At 43.5% G+C, this 23,201-nt stretch carries 20 protein-coding genes and 4 pseudogenes; 14 read left to right on the top strand and 10 right to left on the bottom strand.

All coding sequences use genetic code 11. The annotated features are described in order from the left end of the window. Nucleotides 1–38 precede the first annotated feature (38 nt). Nucleotides 39–1,700: an ATP-binding protein gene (locus MiSe_RS12880; protein WP_226579734.1), complete on the bottom strand. Its 1,662-nt coding sequence runs from the start codon at nucleotides 1,698–1,700 to the stop codon at nucleotides 39–41. Between the two features lie 230 nt (nucleotides 1,701–1,930). On the opposite strand from MiSe_RS12880, the gene MiSe_RS12875 reads away from it, so the two are divergent. From MiSe_RS12875 to MiSe_RS12845, 6 genes and pseudogenes are all read left to right on the top strand, one after another. Continuing rightward, a complete protein-coding gene (locus tag MiSe_RS12875; protein WP_226579731.1) occupies nucleotides 1,931–2,524 on the top strand; it encodes a putative endonuclease domain-containing protein in 594 nt (197 codons plus the stop codon). Nucleotides 2,525–2,648: 124 nt separating this feature from the next. Next, a complete protein-coding gene (locus MiSe_RS12870) occupies nucleotides 2,649–2,903 on the top strand; it encodes a UPF0175 family protein (RefSeq protein WP_226579728.1) in 255 nt (84 codons plus the stop codon). Continuing rightward, nucleotides 2,893–3,379 (top strand): annotated as a pseudogene (locus tag MiSe_RS54455) (PIN domain-containing protein). The gene MiSe_RS12870 and the pseudogene MiSe_RS54455 overlap by 11 nt, the downstream one beginning before the upstream one ends. 445 nt (nucleotides 3,380–3,824) lie before the next feature. Beyond that, entirely contained in the window at nucleotides 3,825–10,856 is a 7,032-nt protein-coding gene (locus MiSe_RS12855; RefSeq protein WP_226579722.1) for a S8 family serine peptidase, read from the top strand. A gap of 277 nt (nucleotides 10,857–11,133) precedes the next feature. Continuing rightward, complete coding sequence (locus MiSe_RS12850) at nucleotides 11,134–11,502, top strand: GIY-YIG nuclease family protein (protein WP_226579720.1); 369 nt, start codon at nucleotides 11,134–11,136, stop codon at nucleotides 11,500–11,502. Beyond that, the gene (locus tag MiSe_RS12845; RefSeq protein WP_226579717.1) at nucleotides 11,499–11,726 is read left to right on the top strand and encodes a hypothetical protein; all 228 of its coding nucleotides are present in this window, start codon (nucleotides 11,499–11,501) and stop codon (nucleotides 11,724–11,726) included. Before MiSe_RS12850 ends, MiSe_RS12845 begins: the two co-directional genes overlap by 4 nt. A 158-nt stretch (nucleotides 11,727–11,884) precedes the next feature. Here MiSe_RS12845 and MiSe_RS12840 read toward each other — a convergent pair whose 3' ends face one another. Beyond that, nucleotides 11,885–12,181 carry a DUF2442 domain-containing protein gene (locus MiSe_RS12840; RefSeq protein WP_226579715.1) on the bottom strand — a complete coding sequence of 99 codons (297 nt, stop codon included), beginning with the start codon at nucleotides 12,179–12,181 and terminating at the stop codon, nucleotides 11,885–11,887. 13 nt (nucleotides 12,182–12,194) lie between these two features. Next, entirely contained in the window at nucleotides 12,195–12,443 is a 249-nt protein-coding gene (locus MiSe_RS12835) for a DUF4160 domain-containing protein (protein WP_226579713.1), read from the bottom strand. A 78-nt stretch (nucleotides 12,444–12,521) separates the two neighbouring features. Between MiSe_RS12835 and MiSe_RS12830 the strand changes: the two genes are divergently transcribed. Both MiSe_RS12830 and MiSe_RS12825 read left to right on the top strand, forming a co-directional pair. Beyond that, a complete protein-coding gene (locus MiSe_RS12830) occupies nucleotides 12,522–12,719 on the top strand; it encodes a hypothetical protein (RefSeq protein ID WP_226579711.1) in 198 nt (65 codons plus the stop codon). A 93-nt stretch (nucleotides 12,720–12,812) separates the two neighbouring features. Further along, the gene (locus tag MiSe_RS12825; RefSeq protein ID WP_226579709.1) at nucleotides 12,813–13,421 is read left to right on the top strand and encodes a hypothetical protein; all 609 of its coding nucleotides are present in this window, start codon (nucleotides 12,813–12,815) and stop codon (nucleotides 13,419–13,421) included. A gap of 162 nt (nucleotides 13,422–13,583) precedes the next feature. On the opposite strand, the gene MiSe_RS12820 is transcribed toward MiSe_RS12825, so the two are convergent. Next, a complete protein-coding gene (locus MiSe_RS12820) occupies nucleotides 13,584–15,680 on the bottom strand; it encodes a hypothetical protein (protein WP_226579707.1) in 2,097 nt (698 codons plus the stop codon). Between the two features lie 161 nt (nucleotides 15,681–15,841). Between MiSe_RS12820 and MiSe_RS12815 the strand changes: the two genes are divergently transcribed. From MiSe_RS12815 to MiSe_RS50885, 4 genes and pseudogenes are all read left to right on the top strand, one after another. Next, the gene (locus MiSe_RS12815) at nucleotides 15,842–16,021 is read left to right on the top strand and encodes a hypothetical protein (RefSeq protein ID WP_226579705.1); all 180 of its coding nucleotides are present in this window, start codon (nucleotides 15,842–15,844) and stop codon (nucleotides 16,019–16,021) included. Nucleotides 16,022–16,045: 24 nt separating this feature from the next. Further along, a pseudogene (locus tag MiSe_RS50895) lies at nucleotides 16,046–16,597 on the top strand (transposase); the annotation flags it as partial. Between the two features lie 46 nt (nucleotides 16,598–16,643). Beyond that, nucleotides 16,644–16,745: pseudogene (locus MiSe_RS50890) on the top strand (hypothetical protein); the annotation flags it as partial. Nucleotides 16,746–16,786: 41 nt separating this feature from the next. Further along, complete coding sequence (locus MiSe_RS50885; protein WP_264196472.1) at nucleotides 16,787–16,993, top strand: transposase; 207 nt, start codon at nucleotides 16,787–16,789, stop codon at nucleotides 16,991–16,993. A 184-nt stretch (nucleotides 16,994–17,177) separates the two neighbouring features. Here MiSe_RS50885 and MiSe_RS12805 read toward each other — a convergent pair whose 3' ends face one another. Further along, complete coding sequence (locus tag MiSe_RS12805; RefSeq protein ID WP_226579703.1) at nucleotides 17,178–17,336, bottom strand: hypothetical protein; 159 nt, start codon at nucleotides 17,334–17,336, stop codon at nucleotides 17,178–17,180. Nucleotides 17,337–17,372: 36 nt separating this feature from the next. Beyond that, a complete protein-coding gene (locus MiSe_RS12800; protein ID WP_226579701.1) occupies nucleotides 17,373–17,693 on the bottom strand; it encodes a hypothetical protein in 321 nt (106 codons plus the stop codon). A gap of 265 nt (nucleotides 17,694–17,958) precedes the next feature. On the opposite strand from MiSe_RS12800, the pseudogene MiSe_RS12795 reads away from it, so the two are divergent. After that, nucleotides 17,959–18,810, top strand: a pseudogene (locus MiSe_RS12795) (FAD-dependent monooxygenase); the annotation flags it as partial. 148 nt (nucleotides 18,811–18,958) lie between these two features. Then, nucleotides 18,959–20,149 (top strand): RNA-guided endonuclease InsQ/TnpB family protein, encoded by a 1,191-nt coding sequence (locus tag MiSe_RS12790; RefSeq protein WP_226579697.1) that lies wholly within the window; start codon nucleotides 18,959–18,961, stop codon nucleotides 20,147–20,149. Between the two features lie 208 nt (nucleotides 20,150–20,357). Here MiSe_RS12790 and MiSe_RS12785 read toward each other — a convergent pair whose 3' ends face one another. From MiSe_RS12785 to MiSe_RS12770, 4 genes are all read right to left on the bottom strand, one after another. Continuing rightward, nucleotides 20,358–20,750: an HNH endonuclease gene (locus MiSe_RS12785; protein WP_226579821.1), complete on the bottom strand. Its 393-nt coding sequence runs from the start codon at nucleotides 20,748–20,750 to the stop codon at nucleotides 20,358–20,360. A 181-nt stretch (nucleotides 20,751–20,931) separates the two neighbouring features. Beyond that, nucleotides 20,932–21,276 carry a hypothetical protein gene (locus tag MiSe_RS12780; RefSeq protein WP_226579695.1) on the bottom strand — a complete coding sequence of 115 codons (345 nt, stop codon included), beginning with the start codon at nucleotides 21,274–21,276 and terminating at the stop codon, nucleotides 20,932–20,934. A 210-nt stretch (nucleotides 21,277–21,486) separates the two neighbouring features. Beyond that, complete coding sequence (locus MiSe_RS12775) at nucleotides 21,487–22,293, bottom strand: aldo/keto reductase (RefSeq protein WP_226579693.1); 807 nt, start codon at nucleotides 22,291–22,293, stop codon at nucleotides 21,487–21,489. Between the two features lie 147 nt (nucleotides 22,294–22,440). Beyond that, nucleotides 22,441–23,091 carry an RNA ligase family protein gene (locus tag MiSe_RS12770; protein WP_226579690.1) on the bottom strand — a complete coding sequence of 217 codons (651 nt, stop codon included), beginning with the start codon at nucleotides 23,089–23,091 and terminating at the stop codon, nucleotides 22,441–22,443. Nucleotides 23,092–23,201 lie beyond the last annotated feature (110 nt).

The following is a 23,201-nucleotide window of genomic DNA, read 5'->3' as shown; positions in this document are numbered from 1 at the left end:
GCTAAAAACCTCAAACAATAGTGAAAACTGACACCCATTCAATCCCCATAAATATCTACATTACTAATAGCAAAGACAGATTCATCAGCACTAGAAGACGGAAGTGCTTGCAAATCAGCTTTATTTCGCATCGATTCAACCCGGTCAGCTTCGCGAATAGCCAGAGGCTTAATTTGCTTCCGTTCTTCAAGCAGAGTTTCAGGAGATATTTCCAAAGGGGGAAGCGAAGACCCAATTGGCGCATTCTCATCGGGAAACATCTGATAAAAAGTAGTAGCCGCTGCTCGTTCTACAATCGTTTGAATCTCAGCCCCAACACAGCGTTGGGTTCTTTTAATCACCTCCTTTCTTGACTCGTGAGTATAAGGATCGCCGCCATTTTTAAATCGCTCATCGAATCGAGCTAAGTGGAGATTAAAAATAGTATTGCGTTCGCCCCCATTGGGCAAATCTACTTTGTAGATGTAATCAAAACGTCCGGCGCGGGTGAGTTCCGGTGGCAACCATTCCATGCGGTTAACGCTAGCAATAACAATCGCATCGCTGGTACGTTCTTGCATCCAAGTGAGCAAAGTTCCAGCCAGCCTTTGACCCAAACCACCGTCGTCAAACCCCGCAAAACTCTTATCAAAATCATCAAAATAAATTACAACTCGATTGAGTCTATCAGTGAGTTTCAAAAGTTTTTTCAATCTAGGTTCTGCTTCATTACCATAACCTCTAAAATTACCCCAATCTACCAAAATGAGAGGAACTCCAACAATTTGAGCGCAGACTTTAGCCGCGTGGGATTTCCCAGTACCAGGGGGGCCAACTAGCAATACTCCTTTTGGTAATTTGAGGTTATAGGCTTTCGCCAGGGGACTTAATAATCGTTTGAATTTTTTAAACGCTGCAAGCATTTGATCCAACCCACCTAAAGGGACTTGAGGTGCAGGTAGAAACTCGATATCATAGAGTCGATTGAAAAGTTGGACTTTGTAGTTAAATAACTTTTCTGCCAGTTCTTTGGCATTTTGCGGCGAATGTCGGTGGTGAATGGCAGTGAGGGCATTGATGATATCTGAGATATAAAGACCGATACTGCTGTGCGCGATCGCTTCCAATTCCCCTATACTAAGGTGCGGCGGTAATCCCTCGCCAGCTTCCGATTTGAGAGCCTTTATAATCTCGTGAATTTCCGGCAACTCCTGAGTAACTAAAGGAATTTGTGGTGCAAGTTCTGGCGTAATTTCTGCCCTAGCCCCCAAAAGGATGGCAGTCTTTCTCATTGTTCTGCTGTTTGTATAGAGATTAATTAAATTCGATTTAACCCATTCTGATAAAATTAAAAACTCCGCATCTTGAGTCATGTTAGCTTTAATCCAAGGATAGATATTTTCTAGGATTAATACACCCGATTCTTGATAATTGTTCCAGATAGGCAGGATATCAAAATAGTCTTTAGCGACCTGTAGCTGCGATCTAGTTAGGCTGATTTGTGCTTGAATAAATTCTAATCTCCCAAGGGGGCTGATTTTTAATTCTAAAATCTGATTTGAGCCAAGATTCCAAAGATAGCAGGGGAGAGGGATTGAGGTGCATATTTTCAAAATGTAAGTAAGGATGCGCGATCGCTCTTGGATAGGGGATTCGCAAGCAATCAGCGGTTGCCCTGCTTTGATCGGGGTTGCTATTTCTGAAATGTCACAAGAATTCATGGCAATATTCCTAAGCTAACAATCTGATTTTATTGACTTTTTAAATTGGCTAATAGTAACGAAACTTATAATTTCGTGGTATTTTTCTATCTTTTTGTATATAGGTGGCGAGCAAATTATATCAATTGATATCTTGGCTTTTGGGGATCTGATGAATTACTATCCTTTAAAATATCTTGATTTATTGAATTAAAGCCAGGATTAATCGAGTCAGGCTATTAAAATAATGTATGAGCAATAATCTGGGAATTTACCCAATTCTTTTACTACCCGCTCAAAACACAACCTTGCCCGACCTCTCGCCCAAAATTTCTACTTCTGGGATGGGTGACGTGCGCTGTGGCGTATCAGAAAAAGAATTTTTAGATTACTTAAATCATTACTTTAAAGACTGGGTTTATCCTCAGCAGCAGGTGATAGTACCAGGACAGGAACGACCTTTTGTAGTGGATTATTTGATTCGCGAACCGATAACAAATCTACATATTGATGTCGAACTTGATGAGCCGATGGCTAAGGATGGTACGTTAATTCACTTTGCGGGGAAAGATGACTACCGAAATCGCTTTTTTGTAGAAGCAGGTTGGGTCGTAATTCGATTTTGTGAAGAGCAAGTTGTGAGTCAACCTCACCGCTGTTGTCGATTTATTGGTAATGTTTTGGCTCATCTAACGAAACAATCGGCGATGGCTGACGCCTCGGCTACCGCCTACGCACAACCCTTCGCTGATATTCCACCCCTCACCCCAGTTCAACAGTGGTCGAAAAGCCGTGCCAAGTCCTTAAGGCGTCAAGGCTATCGACAAGGTTACTTATCGCATTGATCGGGGTCATAACCGCACCCTGACCCCATATCGCTTTTGAATATTCACTAGATTTTTTGATTTATGCTATAATACACTGCCATAAATGACGATAATTTGTTAATTGTAAAATAGGAAAAATTAAATGGTATCTATCTCTATTCAACTACCAGAAACCGCATTTTCTGCTCTTCGCAAAAACCCCGATGAATTTGTTCAAGAGATGCGACTGGCAGCCGCAGTAAAATGGTACGAACTTGGACAAATATCTCAAAGCAAAGCAGCAGAAATTGCTGGAATTACTAGGGCTGAATTCATCAACGCTTTGTCTCGTTACCAAGTAGACTTCATGCAATATACCGCTGAAGAGTTGGCAGAGGAAATGGCAAATGTTGATTAAACGAGTTATTATTAACTCCTTACCTTTAATTGTTTTATTTAAAAGTCAACAAGCTGAATTACTACCTCAACTGTTCTCGGAAATTCTAGTACCAGCAGGTGTGTGGGATGAAATTACAGCAGCAGGTCAAAACGATGCAGCTGCAAGAGAATTATCTAGCGTCACTTGGGCGCAACAAGTAGAAATTGTAACCATAGCACCAGAAGTAGCTGCCTGGGATTTAGGTAAAGGAGAATCAGAAGTATTAAGCTTAGCGCTCAAATCCCGATTGTGCTGCAATTATTGACGATAGAGCAGCACGTCGCTGTAGCCAAAGTTTAAGTATTACTACCATTGGAACAGGTCGCTTAATTATCCTAGCTAAACAACGGGGTTTAATTCCTTTAGTATCTCCCAGAATTCAAGCATTGCGAGATGCTGGAAAGTGGTTGTCAGATCATCTGGTCAATCTACTTAAAATACAGGCAGGAGAGTAATTAATAGTAAACTTAAAGTTTCAAAAAATCTTTTTTTACCTCAGTTAAAGCACCGCAAAACCCTTCGCTGATATCCCACCCCTCACCCCAGTGCGGCAGCGATCAAAAAGCCGTGCCAAGTCTTTAAGGCGTCAAGGCTATCGACAAGGTTACTTATCTCATTAATCGATTGCGTAAGTGTAAACACGCAAGTATAAAAATATTGCACGTATATCCTGCTACAATAGATTTTAACATCAGTATATGAAAACTTCATAATTTTGCAACTTGCTTTACATTTTATTCATACAAATAATTCGGTATATTTTCGGTTTTGCTCGCAGCGATAAAAATAATATTAATGACAAGGGAGCGGAATTTTCACAACGGGTTTTTAGCGATATCAACCTGAGTAGAACGCCGATAACCAAATTCAAAGCTTTTTACAGAAATTTTAGAACCGAATATGTCTACCTTTGACCTTGGCAACCTAACGGGGAGCCAAAATTATTTGGGTGCAGTTGATAGTAACAATCCATTTGATCTCTATAAATTCAATCTCAGCGGGACGGGGAGTTTTAAACTTACTCTCGGTGGTCTTACCAATAATGCCGATTTGGAACTCCTCAATAGCAAAGGGGAGGTTTTATCTAGTTCTAATGCCAGTGGCACAAATTCAGAAGAAATAAGTGTTGATAATTTTATAGTAGGAGCAGACTATTTTGATCGCGTTGTTCAAGTTAGTGGGGTTACTAAATATAGTTTAGACCTGAATTTTATAGAAAAAGCTAAGGAATCTAACCCAAATAGCCAGGTCGATTCGCTGACGGGTTTGAAGATTGAATCTGGATATTTTACCGTAGGGTCAACTGGAAAAGTTGAGGTTGATTTTGTATTTGATGGGGGTTGGTATAAAGGCGAATTAGCTGTTTTCAGCTTAGAAGGACTGGATAAATTTGAGCCAGGAACGGCTGAGTTTATTAAAGAAGTGGCAAAGCGATCGCTCTCCAATTCTCCCCAAGGTTATGTGGTCATTTCTGACGCAACTGAAGACGCTAAGGCAAGCGGCGGTTTAGGTGACGGGAATTATAACGATAGTAAATATCTAGGCATCAAGACGTTTGATATGAAGCCAGGGGATAAATTTGGCTTCATGTTAGTGCCGAATGGAACGGTGCAGCAGGTGTTTAACGATCCCAATATTGGGGGTGCTATTCGTCCGCTATTTTCTTTGGTGACTGCGAATCCCAATCAAGCGTTTCATACGGGACAAATTGCCGATTTCAACGGTGCGGGTAGTGTTTTTGTTATGGAAGATTGGCGGGTTGATACCGGATCTGATAAGGATTATAACGACATTATTTTTAAGGTAACGGGTGCGACGGGATTGGCAGTAAAGTTGGATGAAGTGATTAATCCAGCTAAAGATTGGCGGGGTTCTGAACAAGGTAAGCAATTAATTGATTCTGTTACACCTGAGTCACCAATCGATCCAACGCCGCCAGTTGATCCGACACCACCCGTCGATCCAAAACCACCTGTAGATCCGACACCAATCGATCCAAAACCGCCAGTAGATTCAACACCAATCGATCCGACACCAGTTGATCCAACACCAATTGATCCGACTCCAATTGATCCAACACCAATTGATCCAACACCAATTGATCCAACACCAATTGATCCGACTCCAATTGATCCAACACCAGTTGATCCGACTCCAATTGATCCAACACCAATTGATCCGACACCCGTCGATCCGAAACTGCCAGTTGATCCAACACCACCAATAGATCCGACGCCCTTGATTGACCGGAATCAGCCATTAATTGGAATCATTGATACAGGGTTTAGTGGGAATAATCCTGATATTGATTATCAGCGGGTGGTGTTGGGAAGCGATCGCATTTCCAACGACAACAACCCCCTACTCTCTCCCTGTGAAGGAAACGAACACGGCACCCATATTTTAGGCTTGATTGCTGCCATACAAGGCAATGGGATTGGCATCGATGGGATTAACGATAAAGCCCAAATTTGGTTAGGGCGTGCGGTTGGTTTTGGGGGATGGGCAGATTCACTGATAGAATTTGTGGATGCGGCGCGTGCTTCCCGACAGCGCAATGCTGTTGTTAACCTCAGCTTAGACTTAACCCAAGTTAACCCGGATGGTAGCGTCACCACGCGCTATGAGTTTACACCCAAAGAACGGCAAGCGATCGAATATGCGCGTCAGAACCAGGTAATAATTGTTACCGCTGCTGGTAACGATGGCGGTGTCATGTCAGTTTTGGGGCAAGCATCCCAGGAGTTTGACAATATTATTACTGTTGGCGCATCGAATGAGTTCGATCGGGCCAACTATTCCAGTTATGGTGCGGGTTTAGATATTTTAACTGAAGGTGGCACAAGGGATAATCCCGTGCTATCTACCGTAAAAGATGGCGTAGGTATGATGGCGGGGACTTCCGTTGCAGCAGCGAGGGCGACGGGTGTAGCGTCTTTAGTATGGGCGGCAAATTCCGATCTTAGCTACAGGCAAGTTATTGATATTCTCGAATTGACGGCGGTGGATGTGAAAACGCCGGGATGGGATGCAGAAACGGGCGCTGGGTTATTAAATGCAGTAGCGGCGATCGAATTAGCGAAGAAAACAACACCGCAAACTTACACGCCTTTCCCTTGGGTAGCACCATTTACTTGGGATGGAGAAGGGAAAGTAACGCCTAGCGATCGCGCTGCGAGTGGTGGAAATACTCTAGCGACAGCGGCGGTGCAACTAGATCCTAACTTCTCCGATAGCGATACAGTTGATATCAATAATCGCGAGAAATATTATGAAGTTACGATTGAGCAACCGGGTTATTTACGCTACACAGTTACGCGCACAAATGGTACAGAATGGTTGCCGTCTGTAGAGTGGTTGAGAACAGATGGTAAACCAGTATCGCGTCAATTTTCATTCGCACCCACTGGTATATCGGGAGGTGCTGCTGGAGGAGGTGGAGATTCCAACTCAACCTCAATGACTAGAGGTATATTTGTTGACCCTGGAACCTATTATCTCAAAACCAGTCTCGTTGATTCTTATCAAAGTCCTGATTTTTGGCTAGATCCTCCCGTTCAGTACACCACTGTTCAGAACTACAACTTATCGAGTGCATTTATTCCCGATTTGCCTGCTACTTTTTCTGGTGCTGCACAATTTAAAACCCCCGATGGACAGAAGGTTGCTGAATTAAATATTTCCAGTCAAGTTAACTACGATCCAGCTAATCCAGACTCGGCGAAAGTACAGTATTGGTTAGATGTAAGTGAGCCGGGAAATTTAACGCTCAAAATAGGGTCTAGTGCTGATAAAATCGGGCTGCTAGCTAAGAAAATAATCGGGCAAGGAGATGCAAATAGTGATGGTCAGATATTGTTTGCTAGTGGTGCAATTCGACCCGATCAAGCTCAGTCACTCCAATTATTGAATCTGAACAAAGGGCGCTATTTGCTAGAAGTTTACCCGCGTCGTGGGTCGAACAATCAACCTTTTATTCAGCCTTTCACGATTAATGGGTTTTTCTCGCGACAAGCACCAAATCCAGGTGAAGGACAAGTTCCAAGTAATGCCGGAACATTTGCTAAGACTGTTACGAGTAATGGGCTAGATACTCATTACTATGCTAATGGTTACTTGAGCGTGCAGCCAAGTGGTTATGCAACTTGGTATACTTACGGTGCGGGAGTTCCTTTACCAACAATTTCAGGGGCAACACAGCCCGGTGCATCAGTTCCGCCATTTTCTACATTAGGATTGGGAACTGCTACACCAGTGGCAACTGTACCGCCAGATTATGCGGGAAACAGCTTTAATCAAGCACGGAATATTGGCGTACTTAATAGCACTCAAACTTTTCAAGATTTCTTAGGTGATGCCGATCCATCTGATTATTACCGCTTTGAATTAAATAATGATAGCAACCTGAATTGGCGCGTAGATGGATTAAATCCTGGCGTAGATTTTCAACTGTATAAGGCGACTAATAATGGTATTGAATTGCATTGGAGTACAAATACTCCCGCGCCGAATTTTAGTTCGGATATGGCTGGTACATATCCGGGAACTCCAGGTACTTACTACATCCGATTGAAACCTTTTGCGTCTGGTGGTTCTAACTATAACTTTAGTTTGTCTGCTATTCCCAGAAACACAGCACCGGAAAATTTGCAGTTTAACTTAACAAGTAACAGCTACAACGTTGGCGCAACTGTTGAGTTAAATGGTAAAGTTTTCGATCGCAATGGAGCCAATGACATTTCTAGAGTAGATTTCTGGCTTAAACAAAATGGTAATGATTGGCAGTTTTTCAGCCGTAATGAAAGTTTGAACAGGGATGCTCAATGGGCAAATTTCTCTTTGAGTATGGACGATTTAGCAACTGGTAACTATGAGTTGCAGGCTATTGCTTATGACCAGTCTGGTGCTGCAAGCAATACTTTTACTGGTGCATTCCAGGTGACAGCACCATTTGATATTAATGCTAGCCGCTCGTTCTCCAATGGCCTGACGCTGAGTGGTGATATGCTGGCTGAATATAATCGGCTAACAAATCAAGGGATTAATCTGGGTAATCCCAACTATATCGATCCGACCGATCGCTATACTTACTTTGGTACTCCCGTTCGGCGATCTTTCTTCCAGCAACCAGGTCAAACAAGGGGTTATTACTCTATCTATCAGAGCAAATACGGTACTTTCTCTTTGGGAGGCGCAATTGCTGACTACTACACGAATACTTACTTTAACAGCCCTAACGATCTGAATGGACTGTTTGCAGTTGATTCTGGTTTAGGCGTACCAGTTTCATCCGCGATCAGACAGGCTGATGGGACTGAAGTGGCCTATTTTGAAGGAGGAATGCTGACAAATCGAAATGGAGTTGTCACGCCAACTTACTACCTGAAAGATCGGTTTGATTTGGTAGGTCAAGGTGCGCCCAACGGTACGGAGTTGCAGTGGAAGAATGATTATGGGTACTGGAATCCGTCAACTGTAGGACAACCAACTGGTTCAGTTCGTCGCATTAATAATGGATGGATTCAAGAATTCACAGCTAGTCCGAAGGGAGATGGGGATAGTATTTTCTTGCTCAAAGATGGTCAATCAGCTTTGGGAGGTTGGGAGAAATACATCGACAATAACGGACAACAGCAGCAAATTACTACTGGTGGCCCGTACCGAGTTCAAGGGGGTATTCTGAATGCCTACCGCTCTGTGGGTGGGCAAGATGGAGTTTTAGGCTTCCCCACAATGTCACAGGAGCGTTCTAATTTCAATGGCTATAAAGTTTATCAAGCTTTTGAAAATGGCTTTATTGCCGAAACTTATGATGGTCGTAGCATTAAAAGAAATTGGCAAGGTCAAGATATTTGGCCTAATATTTCAGCTAACCATTGGAATGCAAGGTTTATCAACCGCAATCAAGGGAATGTAGCTGATTACAATAGCTATGATTTCACTAATCCTGCGGCGGTTGTGGATCTTGGGGAACAAAAACAGGGCAATGGACTGATCGGCCTCCATAAAGATTTTGGTGAAGGAAGCCCAGCAAACGGAGTGCAAAATGATTACTTTGCGATGTTGGCATGGACTCGCACATATTTAGAGGCTGGCAAAACTTACAAAATCACGACCCAATCCGATGACGGTACGTGGTTCATGCTTAAAAAGGCTGGGACTGATAACTGGATTAATAATCTTGCACCCGGTAATGATGGGGGAGATTGGCGCGATCGCAGTGCTACTGAACCTGCAAAGACAGTTCAATTCAAAGTTAATGAATCAGGCGAATACGATTTTCATGTCCAATATTACGATAGGACTGGCTTTTCGACGATTAATGTCAACCTAGAAGAAATTCAACCATTCCCAACTAATCCTCAACCTCAGCCAACAGGATCTCCTTCTATCCTTAGCCAAACGCCTGAAAGCGGAAGAGGTAGACTAACAGGAGACACTAACTTCCGTACATACCCTTGGGCGAATTCAAGCACGTTAATTCAAGCAATATCTACTGGTACAACTTTCACTTTGTTGGAAAAAGTGACAACAAATGACTCCACAGTTGCCAATCGTAATTGGTATCGAGTGCGGCTTAATGATGGTCGAGAAGGATATTTTTGGGCTGACAATGTTCAGAAAGTAGCAAGTGGAGTTAGCGGAGGCGGAACTTCTAGCGGTTTTTCAATGGGAAGTACATTAATCCGAACTGGTGCTGATCCTTGGGATCGTAAAGATTTGCAAAACTTAATTAGAGATAATACCTATCCTTATCTTATTAAGGCTTTACAGGAGAGTCAAAGTATAGGTATACAATCAGAAGCTTACCTTGATCCTAAAGATTATACTGGCTCAGTATGGACTCAGATTGTACCTGAAAAAGGAAATGAGAATAAATATCACCTAGTTACTATTAACTGGAAAGAGTGGAAATGGGAACAAAGAATTAAGCTACCGCCACAAGGAATCATGCTATGGTATGAAAAATTTACGCAAGATTCCGAGCCAAGGTTTGTAACAGTTAGGACAATTTCTGATGATATTAAAGATGGCGATCAATTAATTACAAGTAATACGAAAATTGAACAAGGGAATCTTTTGACATCGTTATTATCCTTTTCCTTCCCATCAAGTATACAGCAAAGTATTCATAACGATGGCAACTGGAGAAATGACTCATTGATGCCTTCATTCTATACTTGGTCAGATGAAGACTGGCTTTGGGCTGCCAGTGACAACACTCGAATTACTGGCAAGTATTGGGCTGATGAAATGCCAGGTAAAAATTTAGGAGAAGTTATAAAATACCAAGGTCAAGGCGCAATTATGGAAATCTACAATCAATTAACTACAAAGCTTATTGGAAAAGCCTATACACCAGGAGAAATTGGTCAAGGCAAATATGCTTCTTCATCAGGCTATATCGATGAAGGATACTATAACGACTTGAAGTTTTGGCATGAGGGTATAGATATTGATACTCCTAATGGAATAGAAACTTCTGTAAAAATTTTAGTTGGTGGTAAAGTTACTCAAGTTTTCACTGCTTTCAATAATGAAGGTATAGGTGTTGAAATACAAGGGGATGATGGGCGTTTTTATTGGTATGTACACATGAGTGAAGTAGAGACAAATAAAGGACGCTTAAAATATAATGGCAGTAACTATAGTACAATTAAGAATGCAATGCTTGGAAAAGAGTTTAAAGCTGGTGAACAAATTGGCGCTGTTGGTACAGCATCATATTCAACTCATCTTCACTTTCAAGTTAATCAAACAAGCCAAGATAAAAGGAATCAATTTATTCAAAAATTACCAGAATATAATAACTTGCCAGACAAGCAAAAACAAGGAATTAGATACAGAGAAAATGACTTGTATCACGTTACTAACTGGACTCGTAATCCTCTAGAAATATTTTGGCAACTCAAGCAAGAGGGTCGTGTTTAGTAGTCCACTCAATTGATTTTGAGAGATGCTATAGTTTATTCTCAACTGCGAATCTGATTACCAGGCTATCTGGTCAACTTTAAGTAGCATAAATCAACAGTTGGAGTGGAAGGAAAGAGATATGTTGATATAGAGGAGAAAGTGCGATCGCCCTTTTCGCTATGTAAGTGCTAGTGGGGATGAGAGTGCGATCGCGCTTTTTGGGATGTGAGTGCTGGTGGGGATGGGAGTGCGATCGCGCTGTAGGATGGAAAAATTGCGCTCGCTGCCAATTTTCATGACCAACTCGATTCAGGAAGAAGCACGCCAAATCCTCGATACTCTTGCTTTTACCCCGTTCGATCTATGCCATCCTCTCAGCCGAGACTTCGATACAATTCCTGCCAGAGTTGGTTTGTACGCCTTTCGGCATCGCATTGAGGGATTACTCTACATCGGCAAAGCCAAAAACCTCCGCGATAGACTACGCGGTGGACACAAAGCCTTTCTGTGGAGCTGGCTCGATCGCTACGATCCAGATGATGTGCGAATCGCCTACGTTACACTCAACCAATGGCAAAGACCAGGGTTATCATATGAATTAGAAACCCTCATCCTTCAAGCTACAAATCCGCCCTATAACGTCAAAATTCCCAAAGAACAATGACTCAAACCCTCAACATCCAGCACTTGCCACCAGAAGCTATTCATTCGCTAATTCCGCATTTGCCTGACTACGTAAAAGTCGCTCTACTTCAAAAAGCGGCTGAGCTAGAATGTTCCCTTGAAGCTGCAATCGAAATGGCGATCGCTAGCTTTTTAGATGAAGAAGCTTTCAGTTTTGAAGATTGCCTATTATCGCAACGTCTCAAAGACTCAAAACAAGGGTAATCTCTCCAAAAAAGTCGCGTTGCGATCGCGTTCGCGTAGCGTGCGCGTCAGCGCTCAGCGATGCGTAGCATTATCGCATTTGTCAAATCAGAGAGTGCGATCGCGCAGCGGAAGGGAGACATATCGCACGATCTCCCTGAAAAAACCGCGCTTATTTCTTAATGAATAACATGATGTGTAGATTCAAGATGAGGCTGGATTTCCCCATCTGTGAAACTGATTCCATTCTGCCAAAGTTCATATTCGCTGATATCAATGTCCTCATTCCAAACCAGAGCATAACCACCAGGTTCTATTTTAAAGTTTCTGAAAAAACCTGGATTACGTAAGGGCGCGAACATGGGTTTTTCTAATAATTTAGAAATCTCGTACTTTCTGATTTCATTATTGTTAAACTTAACCATCAAAGTACGATCGTCAATAGCTTGAGCAGAAACAATCCGATAAGGTTGCATAAAAAACTCTCAATTACTTTAAAGGTGGAAGTTTAATAAACTCTTGGCTATTCCACATATGCAGCAGTTCTTTTTGGTACAACGTACCCCATTCTAATACCATTTTTTCAGCCCTATTTGGTAAATCTCCTTCAATAATTTCTAGAGAATCAATGCTGACTAAAGCATTATATTCACCATAAATGACATGGAAATGAGGCGGTGGGTGATCTCCAAAGAAAATTTTGATTACTATTCCATAAAATCTTGCAACTTCTGGCATAAATAACATCTAAACAGCAATATTAATAATTATTGTAGCATAAATTGGTTAGATCGATTCCAGCGAGAAACTAACTCTATGCAAAATGTGCCTGCTATCACCGGACATCTCTCCCCTGAAGTGGAGTTGATCAAAAAGCGATCGCGAGTTGTTGTGTTGGAAGAGTGCGATATGCCTCGCTTCCGATCCGCGATCGCACCTACGCATACCTTGCCTATTTATGCTGGCCTGCTGCGTGTTATTACGGGTGCGGGGAGCGCTTTTATCTCCATCTAAAAATACTGAAAAGCCTAAATCTACCGAAATTTACGGTTTTTGATTACTTCTTAGTTGATAGAAAATTGGGATGGTGGAAACGCGGAGAAAGGGATGAAAGAGCGATCGGTAATTGGCTTAATGGTTAGCTTGACAATTTGGGCTACTGGTTCGTCACCAGTTTTGGCACAATCTCAGCGATATCCAACAAATGCAGAACTACGGCAATTACTCAGAACTTTCAATACAGTGCCGTCTAGCGCAAATTTACCCACAGAAGATAGAAGGACTTTATCTGAAAAACGAGCGCTCGAATCTTTTGTGACAAGTTGGTCAAGGGTTGATCCAGCAGTAGCGCCTTTCCTGGGACAATGGGGAGGAATAGAGGAATCAATTAGTATTTTTCCTTCAAATGTAAGAGGGAGAGTATGTATTATTTTCATGGGATCTGGAGAGAGTTCTGCGGACTTCGACATAGGCAATGTATCCAACAGTCAAATTCGCACAAATCGGTCTTTTGGTCGCTCATTAATTATTAGACAAGGAAATCGGCTGGGACTAGCAGGTATTTACAGAAATGGGGCAGGTATTTCGGCTTATGAGTTTCCCAGACCTCTAAGAATTCCAACAAACTCATCATTGCTTAACTTATCAAACGCCTCTAGGATTATTCAACAGTTTAATGCGGCAGGTTGTACGAATTCTCTGCCAAACAGACGCTAGATGTATCGAGTTTTAGTCAATGAGGTAAAAGTTTATGAGAATGCGATCGCTACGAGGCTTGGGAGTAACTGAAGAAACTCATCTTCAGAATATAAGGCGATCGCGCAGCGTGCCGGAGGCATATCGCACAAGCGTTGCGGAGGCATATCCCAAAATTTCGTTTTACAGGTTCAAATACTCTTTTTTTACCTCACTTAAAGCACTATCTATTCGGAAATTAATTTCCTCGAAAGTGCTGATAACTTGGGCATCAACTTGATGAGCTTGCACTTCACCGGATTTAATATCTAGAACAACCATCCCATCTTTTTGAGAAATTAATAAATCCTTCCTCAGAGGATTGACTTGGAGATCGTAAGTTTTGCCTTTAACCTCAGTCGAACCATCAGTAATAGGAGTACCCAAAACATCGGCAATTCTTTGAGTAATTTGGGTCAGACGATTGAGGGAACGAAGCGATTCTAAGTCTTTGTTCATAGCAATAAGCGCTGGCTCTGATAAAGCTTGACCAGATTTAAAACTGTCGGCAACTTCTGTAATTATTGCCAAATATTCCGAAGATTTTCCTAATTTATCGGCGGCGGCATACCAGGTTCTTAGCGTTTCTAAAGTTGTTTGTTCGTAGGTATTGATGGTTTCTGCCATCACCCCAGCTTGGGGAATAGCTGGGTGGGTTGAGGCAGTAGAAACAGATGCAGTGAGTTCGGGTGGATTAGCTTTAGTGTATCCGTTAACTTGCTCTAGAGAATAACCGTTTTCTTTGAGGTAGTTTTGTACTAATTGATCGGTGCCGGAAGCGTTGCCTACTACAAAAGAACTTCGTGACGCTCGCGCTTTCTCTAACAGCGGAACATAATGGTTCTTAAAAGCGGTTTCGATTTGTTCATTTGAAGCACGCCAGGGGCCGTTACCAGAAACCATAATGATATCATTTGCAGAGTAAACTCCTGTATTAGCAAGTTCTCCCCAAGCTTTTTCGTAATTAGCAGTAGAACTGGGTGTATTGGGGTTAGCTGAAGTGCCAATAAATTGGGTAGCAACTTCAGCCATTGCCCTATCTTTAGGAAAATTGCGAGCAACCTTTTCGTTTAGAGGTTGGATGTTGGCGAGAGGGTTACAAGTCTTCGGGGGAAGGGTAGCGTTCTTTCCTGCGGTGGTTAGTGCTGGTGGCGAATGTGCTGCTTCTCCCACAGCAGGAACTTGCGACGTTGCTACATCCGTTTTAGCTGTTTCCAATACCCGCGAATACCCTGCAATCAAGGCACAAATAAAGGGAGAATCTTTCCCTTTTCCTTCCCAATAATTGTCTCTGCTGGAAGTCACGTAATGGGTGCAATTTTCCAACCATTCCACCCCACCCCGGTCTTTTATCGCCTCAAACAAACGAGGGTGCTGCTGGAGTTTGGCTGCAATAATTGCAGTCATTAGTTGCACTCTGGGTTCGCCTTTTGTCACGGTTTCTTTGTAATACTGATATGCTTGTTCTGCCGAAACAAAAGGGACGCCTGCGGGTTTGTCAATAGGCCAAGTTTCGGCACGACAACTTCCAGCAGGTACAAACGGGTTTGTCAGGAAGGAAACCGGATAATTTTGTTTAATTTTACCCAATTCTTTAGCTTTGAGTGTGGGGTTAGTCAGTGCTGCACCCAAAGGATCGCTGCTTCGCGAACCGATATTAATCGGTGCGCTAATAGTTTTAGGATGTGACGGCAAATGCTCCCGGTTGACGACAGGAAATGGTAAGATTTTTCCATCAACATAATTCCCCAGCGGTTCCATGTGCAGTCCCCATACTTGGGGTTTATCTTTAAATAAGTGTGGCAGTGCTTTGGCGTTATGTTTCTCCATTTCTGCCCATTGTTGTTGGTAAGTTGGGTCGGCAATCATTTCTTTTGTAATCGGGTATTGTTTGCCCACCCGGAAGGCAACTTGCACAGAACCTCCGTCTGCGATCGCGCTAGCCGCGCCTGCACTTTGTGCAATCGCTATATCTCCTTCCTTAAATCCATATTGTTTGAATGGTTCGTAATTTCTGGTAGTATGACATCTACCGTACCCGCGCATAGCATCGATGCAAGTAGAAACGGGCAGAGGATTAGGTTCTCCGTACAGCATCAGGGGATAGGTCATCGGGATAGGTTTTCCCGAAATAGTAGGGTTCAATTCTTGCGGTTTTGCACAGATAGTTGCTGTTGGACATTCTTGGGCAATAATCTCTTGAACAATTGCCCAAGTTGCATCTTTGGCTCTCCCGTACATAAGTTGATAAGTTTAGATAATATTTCGTCGCTACAACCATTGATAAAAAAGCTGAAATACTGATATAGTAAGACATTGGGGCTTGCCAAGTCCCAAAAAAATGCCGATGACAGGGATTGATTCGGATTTTACGCTAATTGTAGGTGGAGATCTGTTTAACAATGAACTCTCCTGTTGATGATTTACTCAAGTTGCCGGGGATTACTGTAGAACGATACAGCCAAGTAGAGGGATGTATCTTTTTCGATATCAAAATCGATTCGGCACAAGTTAATTGTTATCGTTGCTCCCAATCAAGTCAAGAGCTACATCGTCAGACAATTTTATTAGTGCGAGATTGAAGAGCCTTTGGTCAACCAGTATATTTGCGAGTACCGAGGCGGCAGTTCTACTGTCGTCGCTGTCAAAGATATTTCACAGAAAAACTGGATTTTATTACTTGGAGGCATAAACAGACAAAAAGATATGAAGCGCAGGTTTACCAACGAGTGCTTTATTCTAACATTGAACAGGTGGGACGTGAGGAACAGTTAAGCCCAGAAATAGTTGAAAGTATCTTTAAGTCGGTCAGCAATCAAATGAAAAAAAAAGATTGGAGTCAAGTTGAGCGGTTGAGTATAGATGAAGTCAGTAAGCGTAAAGGTCGGGGAAATTTTGTCACTGTAGTTAGCGATATTGACTCCTCTTCTCTGATGGAAGTTATTGATAGTCATAAACAGAAGGATATCATTGAAGTCCTAAAGCAGCAACCGATTGAGGTAAGAGAGAAAGTGAGAGAAGTCAGCGTGGATATGTGGGCTGGGTTTCGTAAAGTTGTGAGGGAAGTATACCCTAATGCAGCAGTGGTTATTGATAGATTTCATGTCATGAAGTTAGTTAACGAACGGTTAAATAAAATTCGCATATTAGCTAAAGTTACGGCCAAAGGAAGTAGATATCTACGGCACGAAAAATCACCAAGATTTGACCGAATCAGAGAAATTATCATTAGAGCTGATTTTAAATCAATCAGCTTGCTTGAGAATCGCTTACCAAATGAAAGAAGAATTTCGAGACATCTATGAGAATTGTCAAAGTGTAGAATCTGGTAAGCATCGGATGTCTCAATGGTTAATCCATGCTCAAGTTTTTATGGAAAAGTTACTCGCACTATTCGGTCACATTTATCAGAAATTTTTAATTATTTTATTAGCCACACAACTAGCGCTGTTATGGAAGGAATTAACAATAAAATTAAGTTAATTATGCGACTAGGTTATGGCATCACTAATTTCGACAATTTGCGTTCTCGATTGCTCGGCTGTTTCCCTTAATATTAGTAAATTTTATCAACTTAATTACGGGAGATCCACATGATACTCTCCTTTTGAATGCTATCATTATCTGCGCGACAGCGCCTATCGTGTCGCAATAATTACTGTGCGACAGCACCAATTGCCTATCAAAGCAAAACTAAAGAAATCCCACCAATCCAATGGGTATTGATGGTAAGATTTCTTAGGTAACTTGCATTTTTTCAGCCAGGATAGCAGCTAGCGAGTGATGCTCCATCTTGTTTCTGCCTGAGATGTTGTATTCACCAGCTAACTTTTTGAGCTTGGTTTTACTCAGTTTTAAAAGTTGTTGCTCTCTAACTAAAGTAGAATCTTTTACCAAGTCATCGATTGAACTATCTCCGGGTAACTCAGCATTTTATACTGCTTCTGGAGTTGGCGAGGATATGTTTCTAGTTTCATCCCTCAAATCTTCATCAACGTCTAATGGTAATGGTGATTCAAACACCTGCTCTACCTCTGGGTCAATAGGATGCTCTATATTTTCTAGAGCCTCCCCCATGTCCTGCAAGTTGGTTATATCCTCTAAGATTGTTCTAGCCTTTTCTGGAAGCTCAGAGAAGACGATAGTGGCACAGGATTTGTGGATAGAGGAGCGAAACTTTGCACCAGCCGCTCGTAAATCTGAGCGTATAACTTTCTTAGAAAGGTATTTAAAAATTCCTATTGCGATTTTCAAGTTGCTGCTCCCAATTTTCACGTACTCCATCAGGTGCAATCAATATGGTATGATTAGCTCTGTCCAGAGGCAGCATCCGTAAAGCAATTTCAGTACCTATAACAGTCTTTCCTAGTCCAGTAACAGCGATGATAAGTGCGCCACCATATTCATTCGTCCGGCCCACCTCCGGTACCGCCTGCGTGAGCGGCTACAACATTGTCGCGGTGGTCGAGGAATGTGATGCGCTAGTGGCGAGGTGCGTGACGCGGGCCGGAGCGTGACCATGACCGAACATGGGGTGGCGATCGCCGGAGCAGGTCCGACGGGGCTGATGTTGGCAGCCGAGCTGGCGCTGGCGGGGGTCGATGTCGCCATTGTCGAGCGGCGCGCCAGCCAGGACCTCGCTGGCTTGCGCGCAGGCGGTTTGCACTCACGCACCATCGAAGTACTCGATCAGCGCGGCATCGCCGATCGGTTTCTCTCGCAGGGACAAACACATCCGGTCGTGAGCTTCCACCAGATCCCTTTGGACATCAGCGACTTTCCCACCCGCCACAACTACCTCCTCGCGCTGTGGCAGAATCACATCGAGCGCATCCTGGCTGGCTGGGTCGGCGAGCTGGCGGTACCGATCTATCGCGGACGTGAAGTGACGGGTTTCGCGCAGGACGAAGGCGGCGTCAATGTCGAGCTGTCCGACGGTCAACGCTTAAGGGCGGAATATCTCGTCGGCTGCGACGGAGGACGCAGTCAGATCCGTAAAGCAGCTGGCATCGAGTTCCCCGGGTGGGAGCCGACGACGAGCTGGTTGATTGCCGAGGTCGAGTGGTTCGAGGAGCCGGAATGGGGCTTCCGCAACGACGCTGTCGGTACTCACGCGATTGGCAAGTTGGAGGATGGGCGGCGGGCGCGCGTCGTGCTGACCGAACAGCAGGTAGGAGCCGCCAGCGAACCGACCCTGCGCGATGTCAGTGAAGCGCTGATCGCCGTATACGGGACAGACTACGGAATCCACAGTCCCACCTGGATCTCCAGGTTCACCGATATGACTCGTCAGGCTGCGGCCTACCGCGAAAGACGGGTCTTGCTGGCTGGCGATGCTGCACACGTGCATCCCCCGGTGGGTGGACAGGGCTAACAACAGTGACAAAAAATCTGCCCAAATCTACTTAAATCTTTCTAAACCCACAGGAAGTGTAAACATTTGCGAAGATTGGAGTTTCCCAAACCAAGCCAATTGCATAATTACACTCAAGAGCAGATAGTCAAGACCAACCCACCACGTGCTACTCGGATTTAAAACTCAAATCCAACTGACAAACTCTATTGCTCAACTGCTTGCCAAACATGCAGGAGTAGCACGTCATGCTTGGAACTGGGGATTAGGATTAACTAAGGCCATCTTAAATCACAATCAGACCTACCCAGAGGATAAAATCAAATTCCCCAGTGCCATAGATTTACATAAATGGCTAGTAGCATTAGTCAAATCCAAACATGCTTGGTACTATGAAGTATCAAAAACAGCTCCTCAATATGCATTAATGCACTTAAGAGAAGCGTGGAAAAAATGCTTTCAAAAGAGAGCTGCTGCGCCAAAATTCAAGAAAAAAGGACGAAACGATTCATTTACCTTAGAAGGGACAATCAAAATCATCAGCCCCTTCAAGATACAAGTCCCTGTCATCGGAGTATTAAAAACATACGAACGTTTGCCTATTGGCATCACACTAAAGACAGTAACGATTAGCCGCAAGGCGGATCGATGGTTCATTTCGTTTAAACTAGAGGTGGAACCCAAATGTACCCCAAAAGCAATTGATATTGTTGGGGTAGACTTAGGAATATTAAATTTAGCGACACTTTCAACTGGGGAAGTATTTCCCGGAGCGAAAAAAACACGCCAACTGTTGCTCAAAAAGCTGGCTCACCAGCAATGGAGCCATCGGCAAAAACAACTTGGCTCGAAAAATTGGCTCAAAGCCAAGACAAAAATAGCGCGGTTGCATAGCCAAATTGCTAACATTCGCCGTGACTACTTACACAAGTTAACAACCTACCTCGCCAAGAACCACGGTGTGGTGGTAATTGAAGACTTAAATGTCAGCGGGATGTTAGCCAATGGAAAATTAGCCCTAGCTATTGCTGATGGAAGTTTTTACGAATTTAAGAGACAGTTGGAATATAAATGTCAACTTTATGGTTCCTCACTGCTCGTTGTTTCTCGATGGTTTCCGAGTTCTAAAACTTGCCATTGTTGTGGTGAGGTGAAACAGTCTTTATCACTTGGACAGCGGATTTTTCACTGTGAAAAATGTGGGTGGACATGTGATAGAGACTTGAATGCAGCCTTAAACTTAGAGCGAGTAGGGAGAGCTGCTCCCGAATTTACGCCTGTGGACAAGAAGGAGCCGACTCCCTTGGTGGAAGCAGGAAGCCACGCCTTAACCAGTCTCAATTGTAGATTTGAGTAGGTTTGGCAGAGCGGCTCGCCGACGCGCTAACCACCTGGTTTGGACTGCCGTAGAAGCTATCGACATCAGTGCGCTGAACGACTGTCCTGCGATCGCTCTGCTGTAATCAAACTCTAAAACTGCCTTCAGGTTCAAAGAAACACTCAAGCAATGGTGGGGATCAAGATCAAGATTGCAGCGATTTTGAACCAGAGCGATCGCAGGTTTCTCAATCTAACTCTGGTGAATGCTCACCCAACTTAATCCACATTGCTCTTGCTCGAACCAACGCCGGACGATTCATTTGTAATGCCGCGATTGTAGCCCGACCAACTGCTGTCAGTCCCCTCAACTCTCTCCCACATTCAATCCAGGCAAAATGTTCCGTCCAAACTTGCATTTGGGGATGAAACAACGCAACCGCTTTACCACTTTCTAGATCGATAGAAGTCTGACGATCGCTCTTATGGCGATTGCAAGAAGGACAGGCAAAACAAAGATTCTCAAACACCGTCTCTCCACCCACTGAAAGAGGCACAATATGCTCAATCTCAAATGTCATAGCTGTGAGGAATTCTGCGGTTCGGCAGTAGGCACAGCACTCACCAAAGCGATCTCTAATATCATGTCCGGTCGATTACCCATAATCGGGAGCCGGGACACGGCACGATCAAAGTTATATATTTGTCCGAGATATCTATGATGCCGTGTCCCTACGCAACGACGGCGTGAGATGTTTTATTATGGGCAATTCAACGGACATCATATAACTTGTCGTTATAACGTAACCCGAATATAAACGCTCATGCTGCCGTCATATCTGCTTCCAGGCACTTCAGCGTATATCGGGCACGAGTTTTGAGAATGGTCAATTGATCTGCTTTTGCCAACAAATCATCTAGCTCAGCAATCTCTTGGGCGCATAACAAAGATTCTGAATTTCTCGTCACTAAATCATCCAAACGAGTTTGATCGACTAAAGCCAATTTACAACTTGCCAGCGCTCGTAGCTCATCAAGGCTCATACCAACCAAACAATCTTCATCTAATTCCAATAGCTTGGAGAATCGAGCATAGGTAGTCCAGTCCAACAAAACTCCAACTCGCTCTCCCTGCTCGTTCGTTATGTACTGTACTGGCTCAGCCATAGCAGCAATGTTCAGAAGATAACATGGTTCTATCCTAGCAAGAAGAAATGCGATCGCGCTTTTGGAACATTCAGGAGCGATCGCGCTGTGCTTTTACCCAAAATTTGAGCATAATTCTGAACCATAAACCGAGCAAGAAGTAACGCCAAATCAAGCGTTATAGCCAACAAACCTTTTCTTGAGTAAAAAGTGGAAAAAAACAATGGTTAGTTAAGGCCACTGAGTTTCAAACGCATCTTGACCACTACCGTAAACCAAATCGCCATACCGCCGCCATCGTGCCAGTTCTTGCGGGGATATGGGTGGCGCGTGCAGAACGCTGAGATTGCTTTCCAACTCGGCTTTAGTTGCCGGGGATGTTAACGCTAGGCGAACGCCTGGATACTGTAGTGCAAATCGGTAACAATCTGCGGCGGTGGGAGGTGCCTCTGACCAGTTTGCAGGTTTTTCCAACAAAGTACCCCACCGGGTGCAAGTGAATGCGACAACGGGTATGCCTGCTTGGCGTGCAGCAGGCAGGATATCCACCTCTGCCTTGCGGTGAGCCATATTGTAGCGGTACATCAGCACGTCGCATTGTTGATTTTCAATTAAGTTTAGAGCAATGTAAGGGTTGTGAGTGCTAACTCCGACGTAGCGAATGCGTCCTTTTTCTTTCCAAGCACGGAGTGTATTGAGCATTGCCAAAATATCAGATGGTTCGTCGCGAGGAGAGAGATATTCTGCAAAGAATGCATCCACGACATCTATATTCAGCGTTTGACAAACTTGGTCGAGATCCCGATTCAGTGCTTCCAGGTTTCGATGTTCGCTGCCTGTGGAGATGAACAATGCTTCCCGTCTATTAACTAATAAATGTTTTAGCTCATCTAGAAACTGTTTGGATGACAGGTTGTAGAAGAAAAAGTAATTGATGCTGGCGTTAAATGCAGTGTCAACGCAAGTTGATTCTCGCAGATATTGGCTGGCGAAGCCCAAACGGCTGACAGAGTTTCCGCAGAGAGTTGTCAGTTCCACTGCTTAATTCCAGAAATGCAGTTCTTATCTAAGAGTGACATACATTGAGTTTCCTTACAAGTTAATGACAATGCTCAAAGCTAAAGATTTGAAATAAAGGAGCGCAAGTGCTGCGATTTTCCGGCGAGCATTCCGATTTTAGATAGCCTACTCCCAGTATTTTTCCCAATCCCGCTCAAAAGCTTGTTGCAGTCGTTGCATATAGGCGTAAGTTTTAATCTTCACCATCCACAGATCTTTGCTACTGCTGCCACCCTTGCACACAACTCCTTCCGCCACACCATATTTTCCTTCACGCACATCATCGATAAACTTGCCAGTTAGCTTGCCACGATAAACAACTCGTGCAATGTTCAATCCACTAAAATTTTGGATGAATTGAAAAGGACTAATAATACCCTTGTCAGTTTGTACGTCAAATAGAATCAGTTGTTTAGGGTCATCCTTCTGGTGCATCCCTGCAAACGAATTCAAGCCAAAAAACTCAGTAAATACTGCAATCTCAGGGCAACTGTACTGCGGATTATTGAGGAAAATAGTTTCCAGGGACTTAGCAAAATCTTTCAGGAAAAGCTCAGGGGCTTCCGACAAACCTGGATGGGCAAGATTAAATTCAGCAATCCCTCTATCATCCAAGTCAAACCTATCCCGACGGGTGCCAAAAGCATACCACCCAAGTTCAGGTTCCCAAACCCAATGGAGATTAGTGCCGTCGTATTTCTCAAAGGCTATACATTGCTTGAGAGGACTGTTTTTACTATCGGGAATTTTAGGATAGGCAAGCTTTACTCGTGACATTAGTACATTCGCTACACAAACCTTTTTTATACAACTATAATACTCTTATAGAGGGTCAATTTAACATGATCGGGACTAAAGCTGCGTGTCACAATTGGTGCGTTGCGTGA

The organism is Microseira wollei NIES-4236 (genome assembly GCF_020521235.1).
Classification (GTDB): Bacteria; Cyanobacteriota; Cyanobacteriia; order Cyanobacteriales; family Aerosakkonemataceae; genus Microseira; species Microseira wollei.
Note: the sequence above shows the minus strand (reverse complement) of the source record. Positions and strands in the feature narration are given on the sequence as shown.

Coding starts and splice junctions, on each gene's coding strand:
- MiSe_RS12880 (WP_226579734.1), bottom strand. CDS start 1,700: ATGAATTCTTGTGACATTTCAGAAATAGCAACCCCGATCAAAGCAGGG.
- MiSe_RS12875 (WP_226579731.1), top strand. CDS start 1,931: ATGAGCAATAATCTGGGAATTTACCCAATTCTTTTACTACCCGCTCAA.
- MiSe_RS12870 (WP_226579728.1), top strand. CDS start 2,649: ATGGTATCTATCTCTATTCAACTACCAGAAACCGCATTTTCTGCTCTT.
- MiSe_RS12855 (WP_226579722.1), top strand. CDS start 3,825: ATGTCTACCTTTGACCTTGGCAACCTAACGGGGAGCCAAAATTATTTG.
- MiSe_RS12850 (WP_226579720.1), top strand. CDS start 11,134: ATGACCAACTCGATTCAGGAAGAAGCACGCCAAATCCTCGATACTCTT.
- MiSe_RS12845 (WP_226579717.1), top strand. CDS start 11,499: ATGACTCAAACCCTCAACATCCAGCACTTGCCACCAGAAGCTATTCAT.
- MiSe_RS12840 (WP_226579715.1), bottom strand. CDS start 12,181: ATGCAACCTTATCGGATTGTTTCTGCTCAAGCTATTGACGATCGTACT.
- MiSe_RS12835 (WP_226579713.1), bottom strand. CDS start 12,443: ATGCCAGAAGTTGCAAGATTTTATGGAATAGTAATCAAAATTTTCTTT.
- MiSe_RS12830 (WP_226579711.1), top strand. CDS start 12,522: ATGCAAAATGTGCCTGCTATCACCGGACATCTCTCCCCTGAAGTGGAG.
- MiSe_RS12825 (WP_226579709.1), top strand. CDS start 12,813: ATGAAAGAGCGATCGGTAATTGGCTTAATGGTTAGCTTGACAATTTGG.
- MiSe_RS12820 (WP_226579707.1), bottom strand. CDS start 15,680: ATGTACGGGAGAGCCAAAGATGCAACTTGGGCAATTGTTCAAGAGATT.
- MiSe_RS12815 (WP_226579705.1), top strand. CDS start 15,842: ATGAACTCTCCTGTTGATGATTTACTCAAGTTGCCGGGGATTACTGTA.
- MiSe_RS50885 (WP_264196472.1), top strand. CDS start 16,787: ATGGTTAATCCATGCTCAAGTTTTTATGGAAAAGTTACTCGCACTATT.
- MiSe_RS12780 (WP_226579695.1), bottom strand. CDS start 21,276: ATGGCTGAGCCAGTACAGTACATAACGAACGAGCAGGGAGAGCGAGTT.
- MiSe_RS12770 (WP_226579690.1), bottom strand. CDS start 23,091: ATGTCACGAGTAAAGCTTGCCTATCCTAAAATTCCCGATAGTAAAAAC.